Raw genomic sequence first — 26245 nt, 5'->3', positions numbered from 1 at the left:
CTCAGACATGGCCCATACCCCCGTCAACCACCCCGCGCGGCCGATCTACCGGGCGATCGGCGGGCTCGTTGGTCTGTACCTGGTGGTCTTCGGTGTGCTCGGCGTCATCGCGAGCGCCGGCAACGACCTCTTCGCCCAGGATGACACCAAGGTCCTGGGTCAGGGGACGAACCTCGGATTCTCGCTGCTGAGCATCCTGCTCGGCATCGTCGTGCTGGCCGGCACCGTGATCGGCCGCAACCTCGACGTGGCGATCAACCAGTTCATGGCCTACGGCCTGATGGTGCTCGGCCTGGCCGAGCTGGCGTTCCTGCAGACCGACGCCAACATCGGCAACTTCAGCATCCTCACCGTGATCGTGGTGCTGACGCTCAGCCTCGTCCTGCTGATGGCCGGCATGTACGGCAAGGTCGGCACCGACGAGGAGAAGGAAGCCTTCGAGAAGGCCCGCCTGGTGCTCTGAACCTCTGGTTGCGTGATCCCGCTTCGTCCGTGGCTTGCTCCCGGGCGGGGCGGGATCTTTCGTCAGGCGCGGCTGCCCGGCTGTTTGCCGGACGGCGGATCCGGTCTGAGGGAGAATCCTCCGGAAAGAGGTCTTCTCGGACGGAGGGGTCAATGGCGCACTTTCCGGTGAACCATCCGGCGCGCCCGCTGTACCGGGTCATCGCCGGGCTGATCGGGCTCTACATCCTGGTCTTCGGCGTCTGGGGCGTCTTCGAGACCTGGGGGCAGCCGCTCTTCGACCGGGGGCCCAACTGGGCGCTCGGGCTCCGCACCAACCTGGCGTTCTCGCTGGTCTCCGTGGTCTTCGGGATCGTGCTGATGATCGGGGCGTCCCGGCGCAGCAACCTCGGGCACTACATGAACCTGACCGCCGGAGCGGTCTTCATGGTCACCAGCCTCGCCATGATGTCCGTCCTGCAGACCACCGTGAACTTCCTGAACTTCTCCATGTCCACGGTGATCGTGTCGATGCTCTTCGGCCTGCTGCTGCTCGCCACCGGCCTCTACGACAAGGTCGGCACGGACGAGCACGCCGAAGAGGAGCGCCGCCGCCGGCAACACCCGATCTCCGAGGCCGGCGCCCGCTGAACCGGCCGGCGGTCAGGCCCGCTTTCGGGTGATCAGACCCGGCTTCGCCTCCAGGTGGGACAGCCCGTTCCAGGACAGGTTCACCAGGTGCGCCGCCACCGTCTCCTTGCGCGGCTTGCGCACCTCCAGCCACCAGCGGCCCGTCAACGCCACCATCCCGACCAGGGCCTGCGAGTAGAGCTCGGCCAGCTTCGGGTCGTACCCCCGGGTGGAGAACTCGGCCGCCAGGATGTGCTCCACCTGGTGCCCGACGTCGTTCATCACGCTGCTGAAGTTCCCCGTCGCCGCCATCAGCGGCGACTCCCGGACCAGCACCCGGAACCCGCTGGTCTCCTCCTCGATGTAGGTGAGCAGCGCCAGCGCCGCCTGCTCCAGCAGCTCGCGCGGGTGCCCGGCGGTCAATGCCGTGGTGATCCGGTCCAGCAGGGCGCGCACCTCGCGGTCGACCACCACCGCGTAGAGGCCCTCCTTGCCGCCGAAGTGCTCGTAGATCACCGGCTTGGACACCTTGGCCCGCGACGCCACCTCCTCGATGGAGGTGGCGTCGAAACCACGCTCGGCGAAGATCTGCCGGCCGATCGAGATCAGTTGCTCCCGCCGCTGCGCCGCGGACATGCGTACCCGGGAGGTGGGCTTCACGGCAGCCGCCGCGCCCGCCGCCCGCCGCCGTCCGTCGGTGGCCTCGTCCGCCATCTCGTCACCTCGCCGGCGCTCGGTGACGCCCTGTCGTGGGATGTTCCTGCCGCCGTGCCCGTCTGCCTCGGTCACCCGGCCATACTGCCAGGTAACCTCCGCGGGCATCGCCCGGTTTCAGCGGCGTGCGGCCGGCTTCACCAGCTTGGCGGCGATCCGCTCCGGTTTCGGCCAGCGGACGTCCCGCGCCGCACCGGCCTTCTCCAGCAGCCAGATCACCCGGGCGGAGATGTCCACCTGACCGCGCAGCACGCCGTGGCGCGCGCTCGTCGGGTCGGCGTGGTGCAGGTTGTGCCAGCTCTCGCCGAACGACAGGAGCGCCAGCGGCCAGAAGTTCGACGCCCGGTCGCCCTGCCGCACCGCGAACGGCCGCTCGCCGTAGACGTGGCAGACCGAGTTGATCGACCAGGTCACGTGGTGCAGCAACGCGATGCGGACCAGACCGCCCCAGAAGAGCGCCGTCCACGCCCCGGACCAGGACCAGGTCGCCAGCCCGCCCATCACCGCCGGCCCGAGCACCGAGACCACCACCAGCAGCGGGAAGAGCCGGTCCACCCGACGGGTGTCGCGGTCGGCCAGCAGGTCCGGGGCGAACCGGGCCCGGTTGGACAGCTCCCGGCCGAACAGCCAGCCCACGTGAGCGTGGAACAGGCCCCGGGCCAGCCCGCGGACGCTCTCGCCGTAGCGCCACGGCGAGTGCGGGTCACCCTCGGCGTCGGAGAAGGCATGGTGCCGGCGGTGGTCGGCGACCCACTGGATGATCTCGCCCTGCACGGCGAACGAGCCCGCCACCGCCAACGCCACCCGCACCGGCCGTGGTGCCTTGAACGAGCCGTGGGTGAAGTACCGGTGGTAGCCGATGGTGATGCCCAGCCCGGAGAGCAGGTACCAGAAGGCCGCGATGGCCAGGTCCGTGCCGCTCAGCCAGCCGCCCCAGGCGACCGGGACGGCGGCGAGCAGGGCCAGGAAGGGTACGACCACGAAGGCCCACAGCGCGATCAGGATGCCCGTGGACTGCGGGCCCTGGGTGAGTGGCTTCGGCCCGGTGGCACTCTCGTCCGTCACGGTCGACATGGCACCTCCCAGCGCAGATATACGCCTACGTCACCGTAACTTAGGGCTCCGCCCCGATGGAGTGAACAGTTGCGGACATGAATGAAGGACCTGTCGTACGCCTGTTCTAAGTTCCCTGCCGTGAGTGATCCGACCGCCGATGAGGTGCGCCGCCTGCGTGCCGAGGAGAAGCTGTCCGTCCGCCAGATCCGGGCCCGGACCGGTCTCGGCCGCAACCGGGTGCACGAGCTGCTGCGCGGGGTGCCGCCGCCGGAGTGGACCCGGCGGCCCAACGCCAAGGACGGGTTGCGGGCGGAGGCGGTGGAGCTGCGGGGTCAGGGCTGCTCGGTGAACGACATCGCCCAGCGGCTCGGCGTGGCCAATTCGACCGCGTACCAGTGGATCAGGCACCTGCCGCTCGACGCCGACGAGGAGACGGCGGCACGACGCCGGGCGCACTCGAAGGTGATGACGGACGCCCGGTGGGCCGCCCACCGCGCGGCGCGGGACGAGGCGCAGGCTGCCACGCATCGGGCGGCGGCCGGCGTGGTGGGTGCGCTGACGGAACGGGATCTGCTGCTCCTGGGTGCGGCGATCTACTGGTGCGAGGGATCCAAGTCGAAGCCCTGGCGACGTCAGGACCACGTTCAGTTCGTCAACAGCGATGCCCGCCTGCTCGGGCTGTTCCTCCGCTTCCTTGAAACGTGCGGAGTCGACCGAAACATGCCGACGTACCGGATGAGCATTCACGAGTCCGCCGATGTCGCCGCTGCCGAGCAGTGGTGGGTCCACACACTCCAGCTACCGGCCACCCGATTTCAGCGGCCGACGCTGAAGCGCCATCGGCCGACGATCCGCTACAACACCCAGGAGGAGTACCACGGCTGCCTGGTCATCGATGTGCCGCGGAGCCGAGAGCTGTACTGGAGGATCGAGGGTCTCGTCGCAGGGCTCGGTGCAGCGATCACGTAGGGGTGGGGTCGCTGAGAGGGAGGCGCTAAGCTGTCTTGCGTCACAATCGGCCGTGGTGTAATTGGCAACACCCGGGTCTTTGGTACCCGTGTTTCAGGTTCGAACCCTGGCGGCCGAGCCTTCTCCGATATCGCGCCGCACGTGGGGTATGGGACTAACTGCCCCGCAGTCTGGTTAGCATGGCCGCGAGACTGTCGCCTTCCCGACGGGAGCCACGTCGTGCCCCAGCCCCACCTCCGTACCGTCGTCGTGCTCGCCGCCGGTGAGGGCAAGCGGATGAAGTCGGCGCTGCCCAAGGTGCTGCACCCACTGCTCGGTCGTACGCTGCTCGGTCACGTGCTGACCGCGGCCGCGCCGCTGGCCGCCGACCGCACCGTGGTGGTGGTCGGTCACGGGGCCGAGCAGGTCCGGGCGCACCTGACCGAGATCGCCCCGGACGCCACCCCGGTCCTCCAGGCGCAGCAGCTCGGCACCGGGCACGCCGTGCGGATCGCGTTGGAGGCGGTGCCGGAGGCCTCCGGCACGGTGGTCGTGATCAACGGGGACGTCCCGCTGCTGCGCGCCGAGACGGTGGCCGCGCTGGTGGCGGCGCACGAGGGCGAGGGCGCGGCGGCGACCGTGCTCGCCGCCGAGGTGCCCGACCCGACCGGCCTGGGCCGGATCGTGCGGGACGCCGCGGGGCGGCTGGAGCAGATCGTCGAGGAGCGGGACGCGACCCCGGCGCAGCGCGCGCTGCGGGAGATCAACGCCGGCATCTACGCGTTCGACGCGGTGCGGCTGCGGGACGCGCTGGGCAAGCTCTCCACCGACAACGACCAGGGCGAGGAGTACCTCACCGACGTCTTCGGCCTGCTCGTCTCGGCCGGGGAGCCGGTGGGCGTGCACGTCGCCGCGGACCACGTCGAGACGCTGGGCTGCAACGACCGGGTGGAGCTGGCGGGGCTGCGCCGGCTGCTGCGCGACCGGGTCAACGAGGCGTGGATGCGGACCGGGGTGAGCATCCTCGACCCGGACACCACCTGGATCGACGTCACCGCCACCGTGGAGCGGGACGCGGTGATCGACCAGAACACCCAGCTGCGGGGCACGACGGTGGTCGGCGCGCAGGCCGTCGTCGGGCCGGACGTGACGCTGATCGACACCGTGGTGGGGGCGGCGGCGACCGTGCTGCGCAGCCACGCGGTGGGCGCCGAGGTGGGCCCGGGGGCCAGCGTGGGGCCGTACGCGTACCTGCGCCCGGCCGCCCGCCTGGCCGAGAAGTCGAAGGTCGGCACGTTCGTCGAGGTGAAGAACTCCGAGGTCGGCCCGGGCGCCAAGGTGCCGCACCTGTCGTACGTGGGTGACGCGACGATCGGGGCGAAGGCCAACATCGGCGCGGCGACGATCTTCGTGAACTACGACGGGGTGAACAAGCACCGCACCGTGGTGGGCGAGGCGGCCTTCATCGGCTGCGACACCAGCCTGATCGCGCCGGTCGAGGTGGGCGCGGGGGCGTACGTGGCGGCGGGCAGCGCGATCTCGCAGGACGTGCCGCCGGGCGCGCTCGGGGTGACCCGGGCCCCGCAGCGCAGCATCGAGGGCTGGGTGGCCCGCAAGCGGGCCGGCACGGTGTCGGCCGCGGCGGCGGAGCGGGCGCTGGCGGAGGGTGCGTCGGCCGGTGGCCCGGTCGCAAGGGAAGGTGAGGCAATCCACGGGGACGCCGAGACCGTGGGACGGCCGTCGGCTGCGGGGGATACTGCAACCGAATAGTCCCCGGCTTCCGCCGCCGGGAACCACCGACCAACGGGAGCAGACGGGCCCATGGGCAGCATCGTCGCCGAAAACCGCAAGAGCCTGATGCTCTTTTCCGGACGTGGCTTTCCGGAGCTGGCCAAGGAGATCGGTGAGGTGCTCGGCGTCGCGCCGACGCCTTCCGACGCGTACGAGTTCGCCAACGGCGAGATCTTCGTGCGCTACAAGGACTCGGTGCGCGGTTCGGACGCCTTCGTGGTGCAGTCCGTCACGCACGGGGTGAACACCTGGGTCATGGAGACCCTGATCATGATCGACGCGCTGAAGCGCGGTTCGGCCAAGCGGATCACCGTGGTGCTGCCGTTCTACCCGTACGCCCGGCAGGACAAGAAGCACCGGGGTCGGGAGCCGATCTCGGCCCGGCTGGTGGCCGACCTGCTGAAGACCGCCGGCGCGAACCGGATCCTCACGGTCGACCTGCACACCGCGCAGATCCAGGGCTTCTTCGACGGCCCGGTGGACCACCTCTTCGCGATGGACGTGCTGGCCGAGTACGTGGAGCACAAGTACGCCGGCCGGCCGATGACGGTGGTCGCGCCGGACTCCGGCCGGGTGCGGGTGGCCGAGCGGTGGACCGACCGGCTGGGCGGCTGCCCGCTGGCGTTCATCCACAAGACCCGGGACCCGCTGAAGCCGAACCAGGTGGTGGCGAACCGGGTGGTCGGTGAGGTCGAGGGTCGGGTCTGCCTGATCGTCGACGACATGATCGACACGGGTGGCACGATCAGCAAGGCCGCCGACATCCTCAAGGAGTCGGGTGCGGCGGAGATCGTCGTCGCCTCCACCCACGCCCTGCTGTCCGACCCGGCGACCGAGCGGCTGAAGAACAGCCCGATCAGCGAGATCGTGGTGACCAACACGCTGCCGCTCCCGCCGGAGAAGCAGCTCGACAAGCTCACCGTGCTGTCGATCGCGCCGCTGCTGGCCCGGGCGATCCGCGAGGTCTTCGACGACGGGTCGGTGACCACCCTCTTCGGCGGCCTGAGCTGAGCGCGACGCCGCGGCGGTGACCCCGGCGGGGCACCGTTCCCGCCGGCCGACGCGCTGGCGGGGCGGTGATGAGGGGACTGCCGGACACCTCGGAATCACCTCGGGTAGACTGGTGCGGTTGCCACGGCGAGGGTGCCCGGCGGGCCGCTGAAAAGCACCGCACGGAGGCACCGTCATCGACGCGGTGCTCCGGGCAGTCGTTCATGACGCATGAGCCCCAGCGAGCCCCTCGCCCCAGCACCGCAAGACGACAAGCCGCCGTAGCGAAAGCATCAGGAGTTTCCCCGTGTCCGAGGTAAAGATCAGCGCCGAGCCCCGTACCGAGTTCGGCAAGGGTGGTGCCCGTCGTACCCGCCGGGCCGGCAAGGTGCCCGCCGTGCTGTACGGCCACGGCGAGAAGCCCAAGCACATCGCGCTCCCGGCCCGCGAGTTCGCGGCCGCGATCCGCAAGGGCGGCGCGAACCAGCTCTTCGCGATCGAGGTCAGCGACGGCACCCAGGTGCTGGCGCTGCCGAAGGCGATCCAGCGTGACCCGATCAAGGACACCTTCGAGCACGTCGACCTGCTGCTGGTCCGCCGGGGCGAGAAGGTCACCGTCGAGGTCCCGGTCCAGCTGACCGGCGAGGCCGCCAAGGACACCCTGATCGTGCACGACCACGACACCCTCTCGGTGACCGCCGACGCCACCAAGGTGCCGGACCACCTGGAGGCCTCGATCGAGGGCATGGAGGCCGGCACCCAGGTGACCGCCGCCGACGTGCAGCTGCCGGCCGGCGTCGAGCTGGCCGCCGACGCGGACCAGACGGTCGCCTCGGTGACCGCCGCCCCGACCGCCGAGCAGCTCGAGGCGACCCTGCCCGAGGTCGAGGTGGCCGACGAGGAGGTCGAGGCCGGGGTCGGCGAGGAGACCGCCGAGTCGTCCGAGGGCGCCGAGGCCGGCGAGCCGGCCGCCGCTGGTGGCGAGGAGAGCGCCGAGGCCAAGACCGAGGCCTGATCGGTTCGATCGTTTACGGCAGGCGCTCCCGGCGGACAGCGGGGGCGCCTGTCGGCGTATCGGGACACGGTGCTGCCCGACGGCGCCGACGGGCGAGGCGGGACGATGACGGCGGTGTTGTGCCGAGCGGGAGGGACGGGACGTGACGGACGAGGCGGGGCCGTGGCTGGTGGTCGGCCTGGGCAACCCCGGTCGGGAGTACGCCGGTAACCGGCACAACGTCGGTTTCATGGTCGCCGACCTGCTGGCGGGCCGGGTGGGCGCGAAGTTCGGCCGGCACAAGCGGGCGGTGGCGGAGGTCGCCGAGGGGCGGCTGGGGTTCGGTGGGCCGAAGCTGGTGCTGGTCAAGCCGCTGACGTACATGAACCTCTCGGGCGGTCCGGTGGTGGCGCTGGCCCAGTTCCACAAGATCCCCGCCGAGCGGGTGATCGCGGTGCACGACGAGCTGGACATCCCGTACGGCCAGCTGCGCATAAAGATCGGCGGCGGCGAGGGCGGGCACAACGGCCTGCGCTCGATGTCGAAGTCGCTGGGGACGAAGGAGTACGTCCGGGTGCGGTTCGGCATCGGCCGCCCGCCGGGGCGGCAGGACCCGGCGGACTACGTACTGTCGGATTTCGGCGCTGCGGAGCGCAAGGAGCTGGAGTTCCTGGTGGACCGGGCGGCGGACGTGGTGGAGTCGGTGGTCACCAAGGGCGTGGAGCCGACGCAGAACGCGTACCACGGGGCCTGAGGGCGGGGCGTACCGGGAACGGGCCGCCCCGGCCGGTAGTCTGCGCCTTCTGGCGTGCCGCGACCCGCGACCCGGATCGCGGCGAGGCGACGGGAGTGGTACGTGGGCAGTCCTCCGATGATCGACGGCGCGTTCGCCCGGTGGCTGGCGGCGCGGGCCGGGCAGGCGTTGCTGGGCTTGCGGGCCGAGATGGGGTTCGCCGACGCGGGCGCGCTGAAGTCGGCCGGGGACAAGGTCTCGCACGACCTGATCCGTACCGAGCTGGCCCGGTGGCGGCCCGGCGACGCGGTCCTGTCGGAGGAGGACGAGGGCTCGCGGCTGGCCTGGGCGGCGGAGGTGAACCCGGGGGCGGTGTCCCGACTGACCGCCGACCGGGTGTGGATCGTCGACCCGCTGGACGGCACCCGGGAGTTCTCCGAGGAGGGGCGCTCGGACTGGGCGGTGCACGTGGCGCTCTGGGCGCGCAACGCGCCGACGCCGCACGGGCTGGTGGCCGGGGCGGTGGGGCTGCCGGCGCAGCACCGGGTGCTCGGCACGGACTACCCGCCGGCGTACCCGCCGATGACGTTGGAGGCGGCGACCGCGGGTGGCGGGCGGACGCTGCGCCTGGCGGCGAGCCGGAGCCGGCCGCCGGTGTTCCTGAGCGACCTGGCGGAGGACGTGGGCGCGCACCTGGTGCCGATGGGTTCGGCCGGTGCGAAGATCGCCGCGGTGGTGACCGGTGAGGTGGACGCCTACATCCACGCCGGTGGCCAGTACGAGTGGGACTCGGCCGCCCCGGTCGCTGTGGCGACGGCCACCGGCCTGCACGCTTCCCGGATCGACGGTTCTGCGCTGAAATACAACGAGGCGGATCCGCGGCTGCCGGACCTGCTGGTCTGCCGCAAGGATCTCGCCACTCGGTTGCTTGCAGCGCTGCAGAGACATTCCGGGTAGCCTGAGCGCTTGTTCTTGATGTATCCGACCGGAAAGGTCTGGAATCCATGAGCGGATCCGCGCCGATCGAGACCGTGTCATGACCGCCCCCGCCCGCTTCTACCAGGTCTCCCACCTCGACGCGCTCGAGGCGGAGAGCATCTTCGTGATGCGCGAGGTGGTCGCGGAGATGGAGCGCCCGGTGCTGCTCTTCTCCGGCGGCAAGGACTCCATCGTCATGCTCCGGTTGGCCCAGAAGGCGTTCGCCCCGGCCAACATCCCCTTCCCGGTCATGCACGTGGACACCGGGCACAACTTCCCCGAGGTCCTGGAGTACCGCGACCAGCGGGTCGCCGAGCTGGGCCTGCACCTGATCGTGGCCAGCGTGCCGGAGGCCCTGGCCAGCGGCATGGTCCGCGAGTCCGGCGACGGCATGCGCAACCGGATCCAGACCCCGGTGCTGCTGGACGCGGTGGAGAAGCACCGCTTCGACGCCCTCTTCGGCGGCGCCCGGCGGGACGAGGAGAAGGCCCGGGCCAAGGAGCGGGTGTTCAGCTTCCGCGACGAGTTCGGCCAGTGGGACCCGAAGAACCAGCGCCCCGAGCTGTGGTCGCTCTACAACGGCCGGCACCACCCGGGCGAGTCGATCCGGGTCTTCCCGCTCTCCAACTGGACCGAGCTGGACGTCTGGCACTACATCGCCCGCGAACGCATCCCGCTGCCCTCGATCTACTACGCGCACGAGCGCGAGGTGGTCGAGCGCGACGGCATGCTCTACGCGGTGAACGAGTTCTTCCGCCCCCGCGCGGGGGAGGAGCGGTTCAAGGCCCGGGTGCGCTACCGCACCGTGGGCGACGCCTCCTGCACCGCGGCCGTCCGCTCGGACGCCGACACGGTGGAGAAGGTGATCGAGGAGGTGGCCGCCACCCGGATCACCGAGCGCGGCGCGACCCGCGGCGACGACCGGGTCAGCGAGGCCGCCATGGAGGACCGCAAGCGGGAGGGCTACTTCTGATGAGCACCGAGACCATCGCCGGAGGCGCGGCGGACAGCCGCGCCGCCACCGGGGCCGGGCCGGAGGCCCGGCCGATGGACCTGCTGCGCTTCGCCACCGCCGGCAGCGTCGACGACGGCAAGTCCACCCTGATCGGCCGCCTGCTGTACGACACCAAGTCGCTCTTCACCGACCAGCTCGCCGCCGTCGAGGCGGTCAGCGCCGCCCGGGGCGACGAGTACACCAACCTGGCGCTGCTCACCGACGGCCTGCGCGCCGAGCGGGAGCAGGGCATCACCATCGACGTGGCGTACCGCTACTTCGCCACCCCCCGGCGGAAGTTCATCATCGCCGACACCCCGGGGCACATCCAGTACACCCGGAACATGGTCACCGGCGCCTCCACCGCCGACCTGGCGCTGATCCTGGTGGACGCCCGCAAGGGCCTGGTCGAGCAGTCCCGCCGGCACGCCTTCCTCTGCTCGCTGCTGCGGGTGCCGCACCTGGTCCTCTGCGTGAACAAGATGGACCTGGTCGACTACTCGCAGGAGGTCTTCGAGCGGATCGCCGACGAGTTCACCGCGTTCGCCGCGAAGCTCGACGTGCCGGACCTGACCGTGGTGCCGATCTCCGCGCTCAGGGGCGACAACATCGTCACCCGCTCGGAGAACATGCCCTGGTACGAGGGCCCGTCGCTGCTGCACCACCTGGAGCGGGTGCACATCGCCTCCGACCGCAACCTGGTCGACGTGCGGTTCCCGGTGCAGTACGTGATCCGTCCGCAGTCCACCACCGTCACCGACTACCGCGGCTACGCCGGTCAGGTGGCCTCGGGCGTGCTCAAGCCGGGGGACGAGGTGATGGTGCTGCCCTCCGGCTTCACCAGCCGGATCGCCTCCGTGGAGACGGCGGACGGCCCGGTGGCCGAGGCGTTCCCGCCGATGTCGGTGACCGTCCGCCTGGAAGACGAGATCGACATCTCGCGGGGCGACATGATCTGCCGGCCGAACAACTCGCCGGCGGTCTCGCAGGACATCGAGGCGATGGTCTGCTGGATGGACGAGACCCGCCCGCTCCAGGTCGGCGGCAAGTACGCGATCAAGCACACCACCCGGTCGGCCCGGGCGATCGTCCGCGGGCTGCACTACCGGCTGGACATCAACACCCTGCACCGGGACGAGGCGGCCGGCGAGCTGAAGCTCAACGAGATCGGCCGGGTGCGGCTGCGCACCACCGTGCCCCTGCTCGCCGACGAGTACCGCCGCAACCGCACCACCGGCGGCTTCGTCATCATCGACGAGACCACCAACCGCACCGTCGCCGCCGGCATGATCGTCGACACCGCCTGACCGACCCCGCCTCCCCGGGTCGGCCGGACGCACTTACAGAGAAAGAGTGGCTATTCCACCGTGGATAGCCACTCTTTCTCTGTAAGTGGGCCCCGACGTCGACGGGGCGGGGCGAGACGGGGCGGGGGTCAGTCGAGGCGGGTGGCGCCGGGGGCGGGGAGGACCGTGACGTGGGCGGGGGCGGGGAAGCCGCGCTCGGCGTAGGCGTCCGTGACGGCGTGGGCCACGGCTTCGGCCCGGTCGGCGTCGACCAGGGCGAGGACGCAGCCGCCGAAGCCGCCGCCGGTCATCCGGGCGCCGAGCGCGCCGGCCGCCAGGGCCGCCTCGACCGCGGTGTCGATCTCCGGGACGGTGATCTCGAAGTCGTCCCGCATGGAGGCGTGCGAGGCGGTGAGCAGCGGGCCGATCTCGCGTACCCGGCCGGCGCGGAGCAGGTCGACGGTGTCCAGCACCCGCTGGTCCTCGGTCACCACGTGCCGGACCCGACGGCGGATCTCGTCGTCGTCGAGCCGGGCCAGCGCGGCGTCGAGGTCGGCGACCGGCACGTCCCGCAGCGCCGGCACCCCGAGCAGCGCGGCCGCCCGTTCGCAGGCGGCGCGGCGGGAGGCGTACTCGCCGTCGGCGTGCCGGTGCGGGGCGCGGCTGTCGATGACGAGCACGGCCAGCCCGGCGGCGTCGAGGTCGAACGGGATGTGTTCGACGGCCTCGGTGCGGCAGTCCAGGAAGAGGGCGTGCCCCTCGCGGCAGCGGATCACCGCGGACTGGTCCATGATCCCGGTCGGCGCGCCGACGTAGGCGTTCTCGGCCCGCTGGGCCAGCCGCGGCTGCTTCTCGGCGGGCAGGTCCAGCCCGCCCAAATCGACCAGGGCGGCGAGCACCGCCGCCTCGATGGCCGCCGAGGAGGAGAGACCGGAGCCCACCGGCACGTCGGAGGCGATCGCCAGCCGGGCACCGGGCACGTCGTACCCGGCCGCGCGCAGCGCCCAGACGATCCCGGCCACGTACGCCGCCCAGCCGGTGACCCGGCCCGGCTCGTCGACCTCGTCGGCGCCGAACTCCACGGCCTCGGCGGAGAGTTCCGACCGGACCGTCCACCGCTCACCGGGCTGCGGGGCGGCGGCGACCACGGTCCGCAGGGTCAGCGCGAAGGGGAGCACGAAGCCGTCGTTGTAGTCCGTGTGTTCGCCGATCAGGTTGGCCCGGCCGGGAGCCGCCCAGCGGCCGGCGGGCGGCTCGCCGTACGCGGCGTGGAAGCCGGCGGCGGCGCGGGCCGCGACGTCGCCCGACGCGGCCCCGGGTGGCGCGGTCTGCGCGGCCGAGGTCATCGCTGCCCCAGCACGTGCGCGCGGTAGAAGGCCCAGGCGTCGCCGACCATGTCGTGCAGGGTCGGCTTCTCCGGCGTCCAGCCCAGTTCCTCGCGGGCCAGCGCGGAGGAGGCGACCAGCTCGGCCGGGTCGCCCTCGCGGCGCGGCGCGATCTCCACCGGCAGCGGGTGGCCGGTGACCTCGCGGACCACGTCGACCACCTGGCGGTTGGTGAAGCCGTTGCCGTTGCCCAGGTTGTAGATCCGGTGCCGGCCGGGCACGGCGGCGCTGAGCGCCAGCAGGTGGGCTCGGGCCAGGTCCGCCACGTGGATGTAGTCGCGCACGCAGGTGCCGTCGACGGTGGGGTAGTCGTCGCCGAAGAGCTGGAGCTTCTCCCGCCGGCCGGCGGCGACGTCCAGCGCAATCGGGATCAGGTGGGTCTCCGGGTCGTGCCGTTCGCCGATCGCCAGGTCGTCGCGGAGGTACGCCCCGGCGACGTTGAAGTAGCGCAGCGAGACGGCGGCCAGGTCGTGGGCGATCGCCTCGGAGGTGAGCGCCATGTCGACGGCGAGCTTGGTGGCCCCGTACGTGTTGGTGGGGGCCTTGACCGCGGTCTCCGGGATGGGCAGCTCGGTCGGGTTGCCGTAGACGGCGGCGGTGGAGGAGAAGACCAGCCGGGGCACCCGGGCGGCGCGGACGGCGTCGATCAGGGCGATCGAGCTGACCGTGTTGGCGTGCCAGTACAGCTCCGGGCGGACCATCGACTCGCCGGCGGCGATCAGCGCGGCGAAGTGCAGCACCCCGTCGAAGCCGGCCTCCGGGGTGAGCACCCGGGCGGCCTCGTGGACGGGCAGCTCGACGTGGGTGGCGTCCGGCGCGAGCGCGGCCCGGTGGCCGGTGCGCAGGTCGTCGAGGACCGTCACGTCGTGGCCGTTGTCGAGCAGCATCCGGGTCACCACGCTGCCGATGAAGCCGGCGCCGCCGGTGACGAGCAGTTTCACGTCGGGTCCTCCTGCCTGGCCGCGTCCCGTCGCGGCCGTTCGTGATCACCCTACGGCCGTACGCTGTGCCCGCGCTCAGCGTCACGGCCCCGGCTCATTCCATCATAAACCTTCACGACTGAACAGATCCGAACATCGCCGGTCGGCGGTGACGCGCAGCCTTACCATCTTTTCCATGCGGGAAGCGGGCGGTCCCGGGCTGCGTCGACGCGCGTCGGGGCGGCCCCGACGCCGGCCCGGGCCGATCGCCCGGACGGTGGCCCGGCTCGTCGTCCGGGCCGCCGACGGCGCCACCCGCCTCGTCACCGACCTGCTCGGCGCCAGCCCGGCGGCCGGTCGGGAGCGGATCAGCGAGGACGAGCTGCGCGACCTCGTCGCGGCCAACACCCGGCTCCACCCGGACGAGCGGCGGATCATCGACGAGGTGCTGGTGGCCGGCGCGAGCCTGGTCCGCGAGGTGATGATGCCCCGCACCGAGGTCGTCTTCCTCTCCGCCGGGCTGACCATCGCCGAGGCCGAGCGGGTGGTCCGGGCCGAGACGCACACCCGCTACCCGGTGGTCGACGGCACCCAGGACGACGTGGTCGGCTTCGTGCACCTGCGGGACGTGCTGCTCCGCCCCGACCTCGACCCGTGCACCACCGTCGGCGAGCTGACGCGCGAGGTCAAACAGCTGCCCGGCAGCAAGCGGGTGCTCGCCGCGCTGACCGAGATGCGCAAGGAGGGACACCACCTGGCGGTGGTGGTCGACGAGTACGGCGGCACCGCCGGCATCGTCACGTGTGAGGACCTGATCGAGGAGCTGGTCGGGGAGATCCACGACGAGTACGACGGCGACCCCGAGCCCGCGCACGCGGGCCTGCCCGCCGTGGTGGACGGCCGGCTCAACCTCGCCGACTTCGCCGAGCGCACCGGGGTGCCGCTGCCCGTCGGGCCGTACGAGACGGTCGGCGGCTACCTGATGGCGGCGCTCGGCCGGCTGCCGGTGGCCGGCGACGAGGTGCCGGTGTCCCCGGTCGACGCCGAGGCGCCGGACGAGCCGGTCGACGGCTGGCTGCTGCGGGTGCTGGCCCTGGAGGGGCGCCGGGTGTCCCGGGTCGCGGTCTCCGCGGCGCGCCTGCCCGAGCAGCGGCGCGAGGTCACCACCCCCGCCGGGCCGGCGGCGAGCCGACCCGCCGGCCCGTCATGACGTACGCCGGGCGTTGCTGACAGAATTGCCGTCATGTCCGACGTTCCCGCCCGCCCGCGCGTCTTCTCCGGCATCCAGCCGACGGCCGACTCGTTCCACCTCGGCAACTATCTCGGCGCGGTGCGGCACTGGGTGGCGCTGCAGGAGACCCACGACGCGTTCTACTGCGTGGTCGACCTGCACGCGATCACCGCGGGGCACGACCCGGCCGTGCTGAAGCAGCGCTCCCGGGTGGCCGCCGCGCAGCTCTTCGCGGTGGGGATCGACCCGGAGCGCAGCACCCTGTTCGTCCAGTCGCAGGTGCCCGAGCACTCGCAGCTGGCCTGGGTGCTCGGCTGCATCACCGGTTTCGGCGAGGCCAGCCGGATGACGCAGTTCAAGGACAAGTCGCAGAAGCAGGGCAGCGAGCGGGCCAGCGTCGGCCTCTTCACGTACCCGATCCTGCAGGCCGCCGACATCCTGCTCTACCAGGCCAACGCGGTGCCCGTCGGCGAGGACCAGCGCCAGCACCTGGAGCTCTCCCGCGACCTGGCGCAGCGGTTCAACTCGCTGTTCGGCCCGACCTTCACGGTGCCCGCCCCGCACATCGTCAAGGACACCGCGAAGATCACCGACCTGCAGGACCCGACGGCGAAGATGTCCAAGTCGTCGTCCTCGCCGGCCGGCATCATCGACCTGCTGGAGGAGCCGGCCCGCTCGGCCAAGAAGATCCGCTCCGCGGTCACCGACACCGGCCGCGAGATCGTCTTCGACACCGAGACCAAGCCGGGCATCTCCAACCTGCTGACCATCTACTCGGCGCTCTCCGGCCGGAGCATCGACGACCTGGTCGTCGCGTACGCCGGCAAGGGCTACGGCGACCTCAAGAAGGACCTCGGCGAGGTGGTCCGGGAGTTCGTCACCCCGATCCAGGAGCGCACCCGCGCCTACCTCGACGACCCGGCGCAGCTGGACAAGCTGCTCGCCGCCGGCGCCGAGAAGGCCCGCGCGGTCGCCGCGCCGACGCTGCGCGCCGCGTACGACCGGATCGGGTTCTTCCCCCCGGTCCGCTTCGAGTAGCGGCTCCGGGCCGACGGGTACGGGTGGAGGGGTGGCGCGGAGCGTGGATCGCAGGGACGGGGCGCCGGTGGACGGCGGCACCATCCAGATCGGGATCGCGGTGGACGTCCCGGAGCCGTGGGGCGGCATGCTCACCCGGCGCCGGGCCGAGTCCGGCGACCCGCAGGTGGTCCCGGCGCACGTGACGCTGCTCGGGCCCACCGAGATCCCGGTGGCGGCGCTGCCGGCGGTCGAGGAGCACCTGAGCCGGGTGGCCGCCCGGCACCTGCCGTTCACCCTGCACCTGCGGGGCACGGGCACGTTCCGGCCGGTGACCCAGGTGGTGTTCGTGACGGTGGCCGCCGGGATCAGCGAGTGCGAGCTGCTCGCCGCCGCCATCAACGCCGCACCCGAGCTGCACCGGGAGGCCCGCTTCCCGTACCACCCGCACGTCACCGTCGCGCAGGACGTCGCCCCCGAGGCGCTGGACCGGGCGTACGAGGACCTGGCCGACTTCTCGGCCATGTTCGAGGTGGACTCGTTCACGCTCTTCTCGCACAGCGGTGCGACCCGGTGGCAACCCCGCCGGGACTTCCGGCTCGGCGGCTGACCGGGCCGGTGGCCACAGGCCCGCCCCGCGGCGGGAGATCGGCGAGGATGACGTGGTGGACGCGTGGGGCCGGCTGACGGGCGGGATCGACCGCCGGTTCACCACGGCACGGCACCGGTGGCCCCGCTTCGACCACCTCTGGCGCGCCATCGACCTCTACACGAACGTGCTGGGCGGGCGGCTGGCCGCGGCGATCGCCTACTACGGCTTCTTCGCGGTCTTCGCGCTCGCCCTGGTGGCGTACTCGATCTTCGGGGCGATCCTGGAGGACAACGACGAGGTCAGCGACGCCGCGGCCGACTTCCTGCGGGAGAACCTGCCGTTCCTCGACCCCGGGCAGATCGCCGAGAGCAGCAACACCGTCGGGGTGATCGGCCTGGTCATCCTGGTCTTCACCGGGATCGGCTGGGTGGAGGCGATCCGCTCCTCGCAGCGGCTGATGTACGGCTTCAACCAGCAGCCCGGCAACCTGGTGGTGCGCCGCCTGGTCGACCTGGGCGTGCTGGTGCTGGTCTTCGTGATGCTCGGCCTCTCGGTGGCGGCCGTCGACGCCCTGGAGTCCCTGCTGCGCTTCCTGCTGCGGGCCACCGGCTCGGTCGGGCTGACCACGATCAGCGCGGCGCTCAGCGTGGTGGTCAACGCGGTGCTGGCGACGGCGCTGCTGGTGGCGGTGCCCCGGCTGCGGATGAGCCGCCGGCGGCTGCGGCCGGTGGTGCTGATCGTCGCGGTGGGCATCACGCTGCTCAACACCGTCGGGCGCTACTACGTGGTGCGCACCGAGCGGAACCCGGCGTACACGGTGGTGGCCGGCGCGGTCGGGCTGCTGCTCTACCTGTACCTGCTCAACCAGCTGGTGCTCTTCGGCGCGGCGCTCGCCGCGACCAGCCGGCACGGGCGGGTGGTCGACCTCTCCGACGGGCCCGTCCCGGCGGACCTCGACGTCGAGACGGATCCGGACACCGATCCGGGGACCCCGGGAGGGGCGGGCTGACGTGCTGATCGAGATCGACCCGGGCTCGGCGGTGCCCCCGTACGAGCAGGTGCGCGGGCAGTTGGCCGCGATGGTCGGCGACGGGCGGCTGCCGGTGGGCACCCGGCTGCCGCCGGTGCGCCAGTTCGCCGCCGAGCTGGGGCTGGCGGCCAACACCGTGGCGCGGGCGTACCGGGAGCTGGAGGCGGCCGGGCTGCTGGAGACCCGGGGGCGGCACGGGACGTACGTCGCGCCGGGCCGCGACGACGCGACCGACCGGTTGCAGCGGGCGGCGGCCCGGTACGCCGACGAGGCGGTGCGGCTGGGCGTGCCGCCGGATCGGGCACTCGCCCTGGTCCGCGCCGCTCTCGACGCCGCCCGCCCGGGCTGAGTCGACGGACGAACAGGTCAGGAAACCGACCGATGCGCGAACCGGCAGTTGCCGCAAATGCCACTCACCTTTCCGCTGTGACCGGCCATGATGAGCGCGTGGGCGCACTCGTGACGTTGGACCTGCCGGACGACTCGCCGATGCTCGGCCTGCCGTGGATCATCACGTTCGGCCCGCTCGGCGACCCCGCGGAGTGGGAGCCGGTGGTCTGCGGCCCGTACGAGCGCCCGCACGCCCTGGCCCTGGCCGAGGCGGTGGTGGCCGAGGAGCAGCTGATGGCGGTGGTCGAGCCGCTGGTGCCGGCGTTGTCGGCCGAGGAGGTGCGCGGCGAGATCGCCGCCGCGCAGATCGCCGCCGAGGACGAGTCGGCCCGGATCGACGAGTCCGACCTCTACGGGGACTTCGAGGACGTGATCGACGAGGAGCTGGAGCAGGCGGCCGCGCGGGCCGAGCACCCGGTCTCGCCGCAGCCCGCACCCAGCGAGGACGAGCTGCGGGCCGGCTTCGAGCGGATCTCCGAGCTGCTGCGGCGCAAGGGCCGCTGACCCGTCAGCGCGGCGGGCCGTCCAGCACGCAGAACTCGTTGCCCTCCGGGTCGGCCAGTACGACGAAGCCCTCGTCACCGGACTGGCCGACGTCGGCGCACCGGGCGCCCAGCGCGAGCAGCCGCCGTACCTCCGCCTGCGGGTCCCCGTCGTCGGCGACCAGGTCCAGGTGCAGCCGGTTCTTGCCCCGCTTGGGGGTGCCGGAGGCCTGGAGCCAGACCGTCGGGGCGCCGGCCGGCCGGTCGGGGGTGGGGTGGAGCTTGGCGTTGCCGTCGTCACCGCGCTCCACCCGGTAGCCGAGCGCCGCCGACCAGAAGCCGGCCATCAGGTCGAGGTCGGTGACGTCGAGGGTGTACTGCGCGACGTGCAGCGCCATCGGACACCTCCGGGGGTTTGCCCACCCGGTACCCGCTGCGCGCGGAACCGACACGTGGCGCGGGGCCGGGCCGAACGGACACCGGCGCCCCGGGGAACTCCCCGAGGCGCCGGTGCCACCTCACCCCCCACCACAAGGGGTCGGCAGGCCCAGTCGCCCGTCGGCGCGGGGCACAACGGACGACCAGGTCAATGGCGGGTTACCCGGCTCAGCGCCGTTCGAACCACGCAGCTGCGTCCACCGGCAGGAGATGACCCGATCCCTGCTCGGTGAGGTCCTCGCTGGCGACCAGCGGCCGGCCGTACCCCTCGACGAGGGCCGGCGCGCCGCTGATGTTGACCACGCAGGTCAGCGTGGTCCCGCCGCCGGTGCGGCTGAAGGCGAGCATGCCGGGCCCGCCCTCCAGCCAGGTCACCCCGCCGGTCGTGCCGGCCAGCGCCGGGTGCTCGTGCCGGATCCGCAGCGCGGCGCGGTACAGCTCCAGGGTGGAGCCGGCGATGCCGGTCTGGGCGGCCACCGAGAGGGCACGCCAGGTCCCCGGGGCCGGCAGCCAGCTCAGTTCGCTGCCCTCCGGGCCGAAGCCGTACGGGGCCAGCTCGCCGCTCCACGGGATCGGCACCCGGCAACCGTCGCGGCTCTCCCCGGTACGCAGGAACGCCGGATCCTGGCGCAGCCCGTCGGGGAGGTCCAGCACCTCCGGCAGGCCCAGCTCCTCGCCCTGGTAGACGTAGGCGCAGCCGGGCAGGGCCAGCATCAGCAGGGCGGCGGCCCGGGCCCGGCGCAGGCCGACCTCGCCGTCGCCGTACCGGGTGACGTGCCGCTGCCGGTCGTGGTTGGACAGCACCCAGGTGGTCGGGGCGCCGACGATGGTGGACTCGGCCAGCGCGGTGTCGATGACCTTGCGGAACGAGTCGGCCGACCAGGTGGCGTCGAGGAAGTCGAAGCTGAACGCCTGGTGCAGCTCGTCCGGGCCGATGTAGCGGGCCAGCCGCTGCGGGGTCTCCGCCCACGCCTCGGCCACCGCCATCCGGCCGCCCGGGTAGCTGTCCAGGATCGGCCGCCAGGCGCGGTAGATCTCGTGCACCTCGTCCTGGTCGAAGTAGGGCAGGCGGCCCTTGCCGAGCAGCTCGGACTGGCGCTGGCCGGTGGTCATCGAGCTGAAGCCGACGTCCGGCAGCCCCTCGGCCTTGATCATCCCGTGCGCCACGTCGATCCGGAACCCGTCGACGCCGCGGTCCAGCCAGAAGCGGAGCACGTCCTCGAACTCGGCGCGCACCCGCGGGTGCCGCCAGTTCAGGTCGGGCTGGGCCGGGTCGAACAGGTGCAGGTACCACTGGCCGTCCGGCACCCGGGTCCAGGCCGGGCCGCCGAAGATGCTCTCCCAGTCGTTCGGGGGCAGCTCGCCGTGCTCGCCCTTGCCGTCGGCGAAGAGGTAGAGCTCCCGCTCCGGCGAGCCCGGGCCGGCGGCCAGCGCGGCCTGGAACCAGGGGTGCGCGCTGGAGGTGTGGTTGGGCACCAGGTCGACGATGATCCGCAGCCCGAGGGCGTGCGCGTCGGTGATCATCGCGTCGAAGTCGGTGAGCGTGCCGAACAGCGGGTCGACATCGCGGTAGTCGGCGACGTCGTAGCCGGCGTCGACCTGCGGCGAGGTGTAGAAGGGGGTCAGCCAGAGCGCGTCGACCCCGAGGTCGCGCAGGTACGGCAGCCGCTCCCGGATGCCCCGGAGGTCGCCGACGCCGTCGCCGTCGGCGTCGGCGAAGCTGCGGACGTAGACCTGGTAGACGACCGCGGACCGCCACCAGTCGGCGTCGGCGGCCGGCGGTGCCGGGTTGGTGGCGTCGGTCATCGGTGACGATCCCCGTTCTGTTGCTCGGGACGGCGAGCACCCGCGCGCGGGTGGGTGGTGGGCGCGGATGTCAGTGCAGAATGCCGTCCGGTTGCTGCAAGAGTCAAGCATTCCTTGCGCAAGAAATGATGGCCCGCACCATCCGGCCGGCCTGGCGACAAGGTGGGGCTGTCCCAGCGGGCGGGACGGCCGCCGTCGTGGCGGCCGTCCGGGGCGCTCGGGTCGGGTCAGGCCGGGACGGCGAGGGCGGGCGGCGCCGGCCGGTGCCGGGTGCCGCCCTGGACCGGGTTGGCGCCGGCCGGGCGGACGACCGCGGTGGAGCCGCGCACCACCAGCTCCGGGCGGAACAGGTACTCCGAGTGCGGCGCGGCGTGGCCGTTGATCTCGTCGACCAGGGCCCGCACCGCGGCGACCGCCATCGCGGCGACCGGCTGGCGCATGGTGGTCAGCGGCGGATCGGTGAAGGCCATCAGCGGGGAGTCGTCGTAGCCGACCACCGAGAGGTCCTGCGGGACCGACATGCCGCGCTGCCGGGCCGCCCGGATCGCGCCGAGCGCCATCAGGTCGGAGCCGCAGACGACGCCGGTGACCCCGCGTTCGATCAGCCGGCCGGCGGCCGCCTCGCCGCCCTCCACGCCGAAGAGTGAGAGCTCGGCCAGGTCGGCCAGGTCCTGCTCGCCGGCGCCGGCGAGCCGGGTCATCGCGGTACGCCAGCCGGCCACCTTGCGCTGCACCGGCACGAACCGGTCCGGGCCGGTGATCAGGCCGATCCGGCGGTGGCCGAGCGCGACCAGGTGCGCGACGGCCAGCTCGGCGGCCTCGCCGTCGTCGCAGGAGACGAAGGGGGCGGCGACGTTCGGGACGTACCCGTTGATCATCACGACGGGCAGCGGGCGGGCGATGAGCGCGCGGTACCGGTCGTGGTTGGCGGCGGTGTCGGCGTGCAGGCCGGAGACGAAGACGATCCCGGAGACCTGCCGGTCCAGCAGCATCTCGACGTACTCGTCCTCGGTGACCCCGCCGGGGGTCTGGGTGCACAGCACCGGGGTGAACCCGCTCTGCGCCAGGGTCGACTCGATGACCTGGGCGAACATCGGGAAGATGGGGTTGTCCAGCTCCGGGACGACCAGCCCGACGAGCCCGGCGCTGCGCTTGCGCAGCCGGGCGGGGCGCTCGTAACCGAGCACGTCGAGGGCGGTCAGGACGGCCTGCCGGGTCTCGGGGGCCACGCCGGGGCGGTCGTTGAGCACCCGCGACACCGTGGCCTCGCTGACTTCGGCCTGCTGGGCGATGTCGGACAGTCGAGCGCGCATGGCGGAACTTTAGCTCACGGGCAAGTTCTTGCGTACGCTCCTGCAAGCCCTTCCATTCCCTGCAACCTCTTGCTAACGTCCCCGCAACATGCGAGAGCAGCGGCGCGGCACCGCAGCGCCGGTTGGCAAGAACTTACAGAGGTTCCCACTGGCGGGCCGCCCTTCCCCCGGCGGTCGCCACAACGACAGGAGTACCGATGCGCATCCGTACCGCGGGTGTGGTCGCCGTTCTCGGTCTGGCGCTCGCGGCGTCCGGCTGCGGCGACAACAGCAAGGACGAGCCGGCCGCCAAGGATTCCCCCAAGGCCGCGAGCGGCAAGCTCGTCATCTGGGCCGACGACAAGCGGGCGGCGGCCCTCAAGCCGTTCGGTGAGAAGTTCGGCCAGGAGAACGGCGTCACCGTCGAGGTGCAGGCCGTCTCCAAGGACCTGCAGACCAACTTCGTCACCGCCTCCCAGCAGGGCAGCGGCCCGGACGTCGTGGTCGGCGCGCACGACTGGATCGGCAACCTGGTGCAGAACGGCGCCATCGACCCGGTGCAGCTCGCCGCCGAGCAGAAGAGCGCCTTCAACGAGACCGCCGTCAAGGCCGTGACCTTCAACGGTCAGGTCTACGGCGTGCCGTACGCGACCGAGAACATCGCGCTGATCCGCAACACCGAGCTGGCCCCCGAGGCGCCGAAGACGATCGAGGACCTGGTCGCCTCCGGCAAGAAGCTCAAGGCCGAGAAGAAGGCCAGCGAGATCCTCTGCCTCCAGTCCGGACAGAACGGCGACGCGTACCACATCTACCCGCTGTACACCTCGGCCGGCGGCTACCTCTTCGGCACCGCTGCCAACGGCGACTACGACCCGAAGGACCTGGGCGTGGGCAAGCCGGAGTCGATCGCGGCGTTCCAGAAGATCGCCAAGCTCGGTGAGAAGGGTGACGGTGCGTTGAAGCGCTCCATCACCGGCGAGAACTCGATCGCCACCTTCACCGGCAAGAAGTGCGCCTACCTGGTCTCCGGCCCGTGGGCGATCGCCGACGCCAAGAAGGCCGGCATCAAGTACGACATCTCCCCGGTCCCCGGCTTCGCCGGTGGCAAGGAGGCCCAGCCGTTCGTGGGCGTCCAGTCGTTCTACGTCGCCGCCAAGGGCAAGAACAAGGCCCTGGCCCAGGAGTTCGTCACCAACTACGTGACCAAGCCCGACCTGGCCGTGGCGCTGTACAACGCCGAGCCGCGTCCGCCGGCGCTGACCGCCGCCTTCGACCAGGTCAAGGGCACCGACCCGGACCTGGCCAAGTTCTCCGAGGCCGGCAAGAACGGCCAGGTGCTCCCGGCGATCCCGGCCATGGCCGCGATCTGGGACCCGTTCGGCAAGGCCGAGGCCGCCGTCATCGGTGGCGCCGACCCGACCAAGACCGTCACCGCCGCCGGCAAGACGATCTCCGGTCAGATCAAGTAATGAGCGCGTCGCTGTCCGGCCCGGGGTCTGCCACGCAGACCCCGGGCCGGGAGCCCGCCCGCTCCGGGCTCCCGCGCAAGTCCCGTGACGCGCGGCACCACGCGCCGATCACCCTGACCGGCCTCGTCGTCAAGGTGGTCCTGCTCGGCCTGGTGGCCGGGATCGCGATCTGGGCGGCCTTCCCGCTCATCGAGGCGAAGCTCTGGGTCGGCCTGGCCGTCCTGGTGGCGACCACCGTCGCCCTGTTCTACCTCTACCTGACTCCCCGGCACATCCCGGCCAAGTACCTGATCCCGGGCACGATCTTCCTGATCGTGTTCCAGGTCTTCCCGGTGCTCTACACCGCCAGCACCGCCTTCACGAACTTCGGCGACGGCCACCGCGGCGAGAAGTCCGACGCGATCGTCGCCATCCAGAGCTCGTCGGTGAAGCAGGTCCCCGGCTCCACCCAGTACCCCCTCTCCGTCGCCACCAAGGGCGACCCGGCCACCGGGCCGCTGGTCTTCCTGGTGACCGACCCGAAGAGCGGCACCGTCTCGGTCGGTGACGCCGAGGGGCTCAAGGAACTCGACGCCGGCCAGGTCACCGTGGCGACGGGCGGCAAGGTCACCGCCGCCGAGGGCTACACCGTCCTGAACTTCGGCCAGGCCAGCGCCCGCAGCGAGGACATCACCGAGCTGGTGGTGCCGACCGCCGGCGGCGCGCTGCGCTCCTCCGGCCTGACCCGGGCGTACGAGGGGACCGCGGTCCGCGCCTACGACGAGTCCTGCGACTGCATCAAGGACACCGAGAGCGGCAGGACCTGGACCGCCGACGAGTCGGTCGGCTCCTTCGTCGCCGCCGACGGGGAGCGGCTCGCCCAGGGCTGGAAGGTCAACGTCGGCCTGGAGAACTTCGGCCGGGTGCTGACCGACCCGAACATCTCCGGCCCGTTCTTCGGCACGCTGGTCTGGAACTTCGCCTTCGCGATCGGCTCGACCGGCTTCACGTTCCTGCTCGGCCTGGGCATCGCGCTGGCCCTGCACTCGCCCCGGATGCGTGGCACCAACCTGTACCGGGTGCTGCTGATCCTGCCGTACGCCATGCCGTCGTTCGCGATGCTGCTGGTCTGGCGGGACATGTTCAACACCGACTTCGGCCTGGTCAACAACCTGTTCGGGCTGAGCGTCGACTGGTTCGGCGAGACCTGGTCCGCCCGGATCGCGGTGCTGCTGGTGCAGCTCTGGCTCGGTTACCCGTACATGTTCCTGGTCGCCACCGGCGCGCTCCAGGCCATCCCGCGGGAGCTGACCGAGGCCACCTCGGTCGACGGCGCGAGCCCGTTCCAGTCGTTCAAGGCGGTCACCCTGCCGCTGCTGCTGGTGGCCATCTCGCCGCTGCTGATCGCGTCGTTCGCGTACAACTTCAACAACATCAACGCGATCTGGTTCACCACCGAGGGTGGCCCCTTCCCCGCGGACAACCCGCGCAGCGGCGCCACCGACCTGCTGATCACGTACACCTACCGGTTGGCCTTCGGCGCGCAGGGCGCCGAGTACGGCATGGCCGCCACCGTCTCGATCTTCATCTTCGCGATCGTGGCCGTCGTGTCGGCGGTCAGCTTCTCGCGTACCCGCAAGCAGGAGGAGGTGTACTCGTGACGACCTACGCGGACGCGCCCGTGGCCAACCGCAACGCGACGGGCAGGTCCAGGGGCCGCTGGTTCACCCAGGTCGGTTGGCGGCACCTGGTCGGGGTGCTCGCGGTGGCGTTCAGCCTCTTCCCGATCGTCTTCGTCATCTCGGCCGCGCTCAACCCGCTGGGCACCCTGTCCTCCACCGAGCTGCTGCCGACCGGGGCGTCGTTCGAGAACTTCACCAACCTGTTCTCGAAGACGGCGTTCGCCCACTGGTTCCTGAACTCGCTGCTGCTCGCCGGGGTGGCCAGCTTCGCGTCGATCTTCCTGTCGGCGCTGGCCGCGTACGCGTTCTCCCGGATGCGGTTCGCCGGCCGCCGGGTCGGGCTGCTCACGCTGCTGCTGATCCAGATGTTCCCGCAGTTCCTGGCGATCGTGGCGATCTTCCTGATCTTCACCACGGTCACCGACCTGTGGCCGTCGATCGGCTTCAACACCCCGTGGGGCCTGTTCCTGCTCTACATGGGTGGCGCGCTGGGGGCGAACACCTGGCTGATGAAGGGCTTCTTCGACACCCTGCCCAAGGAGCTCGACGAGTCGGCCACCATGGACGGCGCGTCGCACGCCCAGGTCTTCTTCCGGATCATGCTGCCGCTGGTGGCGCCGATCCTGGCGGTGACCGGGCTGCTCGCCTTCATCGGCTCGATCAACGAGTTCATCCTGGCCAACGTGTTCCTCACCAACACCAACTCGAAGACCCTCGCGGTCGGCATGTTCGGCCTGGTGGCCGGTGAGCGCAACAACAACTTCGGGATGTTCGCGGCGGGCACGCTGCTCACCGCCATCCCCACGGTGCTGGTGTTCCAACTCCTCCAGCGCTACATCGTCTCCGGCCTCACCGCCGGAGCCGTCAAGGGATAGATCGGATAGGTGGCCGCTCTCAACGGAGAGCGAGGTCAGGGGTCCGGCTGCGTGCGCGGCCGGACCGCTGGCGCCACCCGATCCGCCTCAGCACGCTGCGGC

26 protein-coding genes and 1 tRNA gene are annotated in these 26245 nt (G+C 71.7%); 20 read left to right on the top strand and 7 right to left on the bottom strand.

Going from position 1 to position 26245, the window contains the following annotated elements; translation table 11 throughout:
* The first annotated feature begins 7 nt into the window (after window positions 1–7).
* Entirely contained in the window at window positions 8–463 is a 456-nt protein-coding gene (locus tag FHX75_RS12945) for a DUF4383 domain-containing protein (protein ID WP_154939744.1), read from the top strand.
* A gap of 152 nt (window positions 464–615) precedes the next feature.
* Window positions 616–1092: a DUF4383 domain-containing protein gene (locus FHX75_RS12940; RefSeq protein WP_154939742.1), complete on the top strand. Its 477-nt coding sequence runs from the start codon at window positions 616–618 to the stop codon at window positions 1090–1092.
* 12 nt (window positions 1093–1104) lie between these two features.
* Here FHX75_RS12940 and FHX75_RS12935 read toward each other — a convergent pair whose 3' ends face one another.
* Both FHX75_RS12935 and FHX75_RS12930 read right to left on the bottom strand, forming a co-directional pair.
* A complete protein-coding gene (locus FHX75_RS12935) occupies window positions 1105–1785 on the bottom strand; it encodes a TetR/AcrR family transcriptional regulator (RefSeq protein WP_154941951.1) in 681 nt (226 codons plus the stop codon).
* Between the two features lie 117 nt (window positions 1786–1902).
* On the bottom strand, window positions 1903–2859 hold the full coding sequence (locus tag FHX75_RS12930; protein ID WP_154939740.1) for an acyl-CoA desaturase: 957 nt from the start codon (window positions 2857–2859) through the stop codon (window positions 1903–1905).
* Between the two features lie 81 nt (window positions 2860–2940).
* On the opposite strand from FHX75_RS12930, the gene FHX75_RS12925 reads away from it, so the two are divergent.
* The 9 genes from FHX75_RS12925 to cysN all read left to right on the top strand — a co-directional run bounded on the left by FHX75_RS12925 (window position 2941) and on the right by cysN (window position 11576).
* Complete coding sequence (locus tag FHX75_RS12925) at window positions 2941–3810, top strand: helix-turn-helix domain-containing protein (RefSeq protein ID WP_246157990.1); 870 nt, start codon at window positions 2941–2943, stop codon at window positions 3808–3810.
* Window positions 3811–3856: 46 nt separating this feature from the next.
* Window positions 3857–3928: transfer RNA gene (locus tag FHX75_RS12920), tRNA-Gln, on the top strand.
* Between the two features lie 101 nt (window positions 3929–4029).
* Window positions 4030–5559 (top strand): bifunctional UDP-N-acetylglucosamine diphosphorylase/glucosamine-1-phosphate N-acetyltransferase GlmU, encoded by a 1530-nt coding sequence (gene glmU, locus FHX75_RS12915; protein WP_154939738.1) that lies wholly within the window; start codon window positions 4030–4032, stop codon window positions 5557–5559.
* Window positions 5560–5610: 51 nt separating this feature from the next.
* Complete coding sequence (locus tag FHX75_RS12910; protein ID WP_154939736.1) at window positions 5611–6591, top strand: ribose-phosphate diphosphokinase; 981 nt, start codon at window positions 5611–5613, stop codon at window positions 6589–6591.
* Between the two features lie 286 nt (window positions 6592–6877).
* Window positions 6878–7585, top strand: coding sequence for a 50S ribosomal protein L25/general stress protein Ctc (locus FHX75_RS12905; RefSeq protein ID WP_154939734.1), 708 nt, complete (start codon window positions 6878–6880; stop codon window positions 7583–7585).
* Window positions 7586–7727: 142 nt separating this feature from the next.
* A complete protein-coding gene (gene pth / locus FHX75_RS12900; protein WP_088964062.1) occupies window positions 7728–8318 on the top strand; it encodes an aminoacyl-tRNA hydrolase in 591 nt (196 codons plus the stop codon).
* A 117-nt stretch (window positions 8319–8435) separates the two neighbouring features.
* Window positions 8436–9254, top strand: coding sequence for an inositol monophosphatase family protein (locus tag FHX75_RS12895; protein WP_154941949.1), 819 nt, complete (start codon window positions 8436–8438; stop codon window positions 9252–9254).
* A gap of 79 nt (window positions 9255–9333) precedes the next feature.
* Window positions 9334–10248 (top strand): sulfate adenylyltransferase subunit CysD, encoded by a 915-nt coding sequence (cysD, locus tag FHX75_RS12890; protein ID WP_154939732.1) that lies wholly within the window; start codon window positions 9334–9336, stop codon window positions 10246–10248.
* On the top strand, window positions 10248–11576 hold the full coding sequence (gene cysN / locus FHX75_RS12885; RefSeq protein WP_154939730.1) for a sulfate adenylyltransferase subunit CysN: 1329 nt from the start codon (window positions 10248–10250) through the stop codon (window positions 11574–11576). Before cysD ends, cysN begins: the two co-directional genes overlap by 1 nt.
* Window positions 11577–11704: 128 nt before the next feature.
* Here cysN and galK read toward each other — a convergent pair whose 3' ends face one another.
* Together galK and galE are read right to left on the bottom strand one after the other, a co-directional pair.
* A complete protein-coding gene (gene galK / locus FHX75_RS12880) occupies window positions 11705–12901 on the bottom strand; it encodes a galactokinase (RefSeq protein WP_154939728.1) in 1197 nt (398 codons plus the stop codon).
* Window positions 12898–13827 carry a UDP-glucose 4-epimerase GalE gene (gene galE / locus FHX75_RS12875; protein ID WP_246158277.1) on the bottom strand — a complete coding sequence of 310 codons (930 nt, stop codon included), beginning with the start codon at window positions 13825–13827 and terminating at the stop codon, window positions 12898–12900. The genes galK and galE overlap by 4 nt, the downstream gene beginning before the upstream one ends.
* A gap of 229 nt (window positions 13828–14056) precedes the next feature.
* Here galE and FHX75_RS12870 point away from each other — a divergent pair, with 229 nt between their 5' ends.
* The 6 genes from FHX75_RS12870 (at window position 14057) to FHX75_RS12845 (ending at window position 18624) form a co-directional block, all read left to right on the top strand.
* Entirely contained in the window at window positions 14057–15070 is a 1014-nt protein-coding gene (locus tag FHX75_RS12870; protein ID WP_154939724.1) for a hemolysin family protein, read from the top strand.
* 33 nt (window positions 15071–15103) lie between these two features.
* Window positions 15104–16129: a tryptophan--tRNA ligase gene (gene trpS, locus FHX75_RS12865; protein WP_154939722.1), complete on the top strand. Its 1026-nt coding sequence runs from the start codon at window positions 15104–15106 to the stop codon at window positions 16127–16129.
* Window positions 16130–16172: 43 nt separating this feature from the next.
* The gene (locus tag FHX75_RS12860) at window positions 16173–16718 is read left to right on the top strand and encodes a 2'-5' RNA ligase family protein (RefSeq protein WP_246157988.1); all 546 of its coding nucleotides are present in this window, start codon (window positions 16173–16175) and stop codon (window positions 16716–16718) included.
* Window positions 16719–16773: 55 nt separating this feature from the next.
* Window positions 16774–17709, top strand: coding sequence for a YihY/virulence factor BrkB family protein (locus FHX75_RS12855; protein ID WP_154939718.1), 936 nt, complete (start codon window positions 16774–16776; stop codon window positions 17707–17709).
* Between the two features lies 1 nt (window position 17710).
* On the top strand, window positions 17711–18079 hold the full coding sequence (locus FHX75_RS12850; protein ID WP_154939716.1) for a GntR family transcriptional regulator: 369 nt from the start codon (window positions 17711–17713) through the stop codon (window positions 18077–18079).
* A 98-nt stretch (window positions 18080–18177) separates the two neighbouring features.
* Complete coding sequence (locus tag FHX75_RS12845; protein WP_154939714.1) at window positions 18178–18624, top strand: hypothetical protein; 447 nt, start codon at window positions 18178–18180, stop codon at window positions 18622–18624.
* Window positions 18625–18628: 4 nt separating this feature from the next.
* Here FHX75_RS12845 and FHX75_RS12840 read toward each other — a convergent pair whose 3' ends face one another.
* The 3 genes from FHX75_RS12840 to FHX75_RS12830 all read right to left on the bottom strand — a co-directional run bounded on the left by FHX75_RS12840 (window position 18629) and on the right by FHX75_RS12830 (window position 22159).
* Window positions 18629–19000 (bottom strand): VOC family protein, encoded by a 372-nt coding sequence (locus FHX75_RS12840; protein WP_154939712.1) that lies wholly within the window; start codon window positions 18998–19000, stop codon window positions 18629–18631.
* Window positions 19001–19208: 208 nt separating this feature from the next.
* Window positions 19209–20846: a glycoside hydrolase family 13 protein gene (locus tag FHX75_RS12835; RefSeq protein ID WP_154939710.1), complete on the bottom strand. Its 1638-nt coding sequence runs from the start codon at window positions 20844–20846 to the stop codon at window positions 19209–19211.
* A gap of 227 nt (window positions 20847–21073) precedes the next feature.
* Window positions 21074–22159 carry a LacI family DNA-binding transcriptional regulator gene (locus FHX75_RS12830; protein ID WP_154939707.1) on the bottom strand — a complete coding sequence of 362 codons (1086 nt, stop codon included), beginning with the start codon at window positions 22157–22159 and terminating at the stop codon, window positions 21074–21076.
* Window positions 22160–22356: 197 nt separating this feature from the next.
* Here FHX75_RS12830 and FHX75_RS12825 point away from each other — a divergent pair, with 197 nt between their 5' ends.
* Genes FHX75_RS12825 through FHX75_RS12815 form a run of 3 tightly spaced genes read left to right on the top strand, consistent with a single transcriptional unit; the run spans window position 22357 to window position 26143 of the window.
* Window positions 22357–23607 (top strand): sugar ABC transporter substrate-binding protein, encoded by a 1251-nt coding sequence (locus FHX75_RS12825; RefSeq protein WP_154939705.1) that lies wholly within the window; start codon window positions 22357–22359, stop codon window positions 23605–23607.
* Window positions 23607–25247, top strand: coding sequence for an ABC transporter permease subunit (locus FHX75_RS12820; RefSeq protein WP_154939703.1), 1641 nt, complete (start codon window positions 23607–23609; stop codon window positions 25245–25247). Before FHX75_RS12825 ends, FHX75_RS12820 begins: the two co-directional genes overlap by 1 nt.
* Window positions 25244–26143, top strand: a complete 900-nt coding sequence (locus FHX75_RS12815) for a sugar ABC transporter permease (RefSeq protein WP_211364455.1) — start codon at window positions 25244–25246, stop codon at window positions 26141–26143. Before FHX75_RS12820 ends, FHX75_RS12815 begins: the two co-directional genes overlap by 4 nt.
* Window positions 26144–26245: the final 102 nt, after the last annotated feature.

The organism is Micromonospora palomenae (assembly GCF_007829925.1).
Taxonomy (GTDB): Bacteria; Actinomycetota; Actinomycetes; order Mycobacteriales; family Micromonosporaceae; genus Micromonospora; species Micromonospora purpureochromogenes.
This window is presented reverse-complemented; position numbering and strand designations above follow the sequence as displayed.

Bases quoted from the DNA above. Each gene is read 5' to 3' on its own strand.
- FHX75_RS12945 (WP_154939744.1), top strand. From the start codon at position 8: ATGGCCCATACCCCCGTCAACCACCCCGCGCGGCCGATCTACCGGGCG.
- FHX75_RS12940 (WP_154939742.1), top strand. From the start codon at position 616: ATGGCGCACTTTCCGGTGAACCATCCGGCGCGCCCGCTGTACCGGGTC.
- FHX75_RS12935 (WP_154941951.1), bottom strand. From the start codon at position 1,785: ATGGCGGACGAGGCCACCGACGGACGGCGGCGGGCGGCGGGCGCGGCG.
- FHX75_RS12930 (WP_154939740.1), bottom strand. From the start codon at position 2,859: ATGTCGACCGTGACGGACGAGAGTGCCACCGGGCCGAAGCCACTCACC.
- FHX75_RS12925 (WP_246157990.1), top strand. From the start codon at position 2,941: ATGAAGGACCTGTCGTACGCCTGTTCTAAGTTCCCTGCCGTGAGTGAT.
- FHX75_RS12910 (WP_154939736.1), top strand. From the start codon at position 5,611: ATGGGCAGCATCGTCGCCGAAAACCGCAAGAGCCTGATGCTCTTTTCC.
- FHX75_RS12895 (WP_154941949.1), top strand. From the start codon at position 8,436: ATGATCGACGGCGCGTTCGCCCGGTGGCTGGCGGCGCGGGCCGGGCAG.
- cysD (WP_154939732.1), top strand. From the start codon at position 9,334: ATGACCGCCCCCGCCCGCTTCTACCAGGTCTCCCACCTCGACGCGCTC.
- cysN (WP_154939730.1), top strand. From the start codon at position 10,248: ATGAGCACCGAGACCATCGCCGGAGGCGCGGCGGACAGCCGCGCCGCC.
- galK (WP_154939728.1), bottom strand. From the start codon at position 12,901: ATGACCTCGGCCGCGCAGACCGCGCCACCCGGGGCCGCGTCGGGCGAC.
- galE (WP_246158277.1), bottom strand. From the start codon at position 13,827: ATGCTGCTCGACAACGGCCACGACGTGACGGTCCTCGACGACCTGCGC.
- FHX75_RS12870 (WP_154939724.1), top strand. From the start codon at position 14,057: ATGCGGGAAGCGGGCGGTCCCGGGCTGCGTCGACGCGCGTCGGGGCGG.
- trpS (WP_154939722.1), top strand. From the start codon at position 15,104: ATGTCCGACGTTCCCGCCCGCCCGCGCGTCTTCTCCGGCATCCAGCCG.
- FHX75_RS12840 (WP_154939712.1), bottom strand. From the start codon at position 19,000: ATGGCGCTGCACGTCGCGCAGTACACCCTCGACGTCACCGACCTCGAC.
- FHX75_RS12835 (WP_154939710.1), bottom strand. From the start codon at position 20,846: ATGACCGACGCCACCAACCCGGCACCGCCGGCCGCCGACGCCGACTGG.
- FHX75_RS12830 (WP_154939707.1), bottom strand. From the start codon at position 22,159: ATGCGCGCTCGACTGTCCGACATCGCCCAGCAGGCCGAAGTCAGCGAG.
- FHX75_RS12825 (WP_154939705.1), top strand. From the start codon at position 22,357: ATGCGCATCCGTACCGCGGGTGTGGTCGCCGTTCTCGGTCTGGCGCTC.
- FHX75_RS12820 (WP_154939703.1), top strand. From the start codon at position 23,607: ATGAGCGCGTCGCTGTCCGGCCCGGGGTCTGCCACGCAGACCCCGGGC.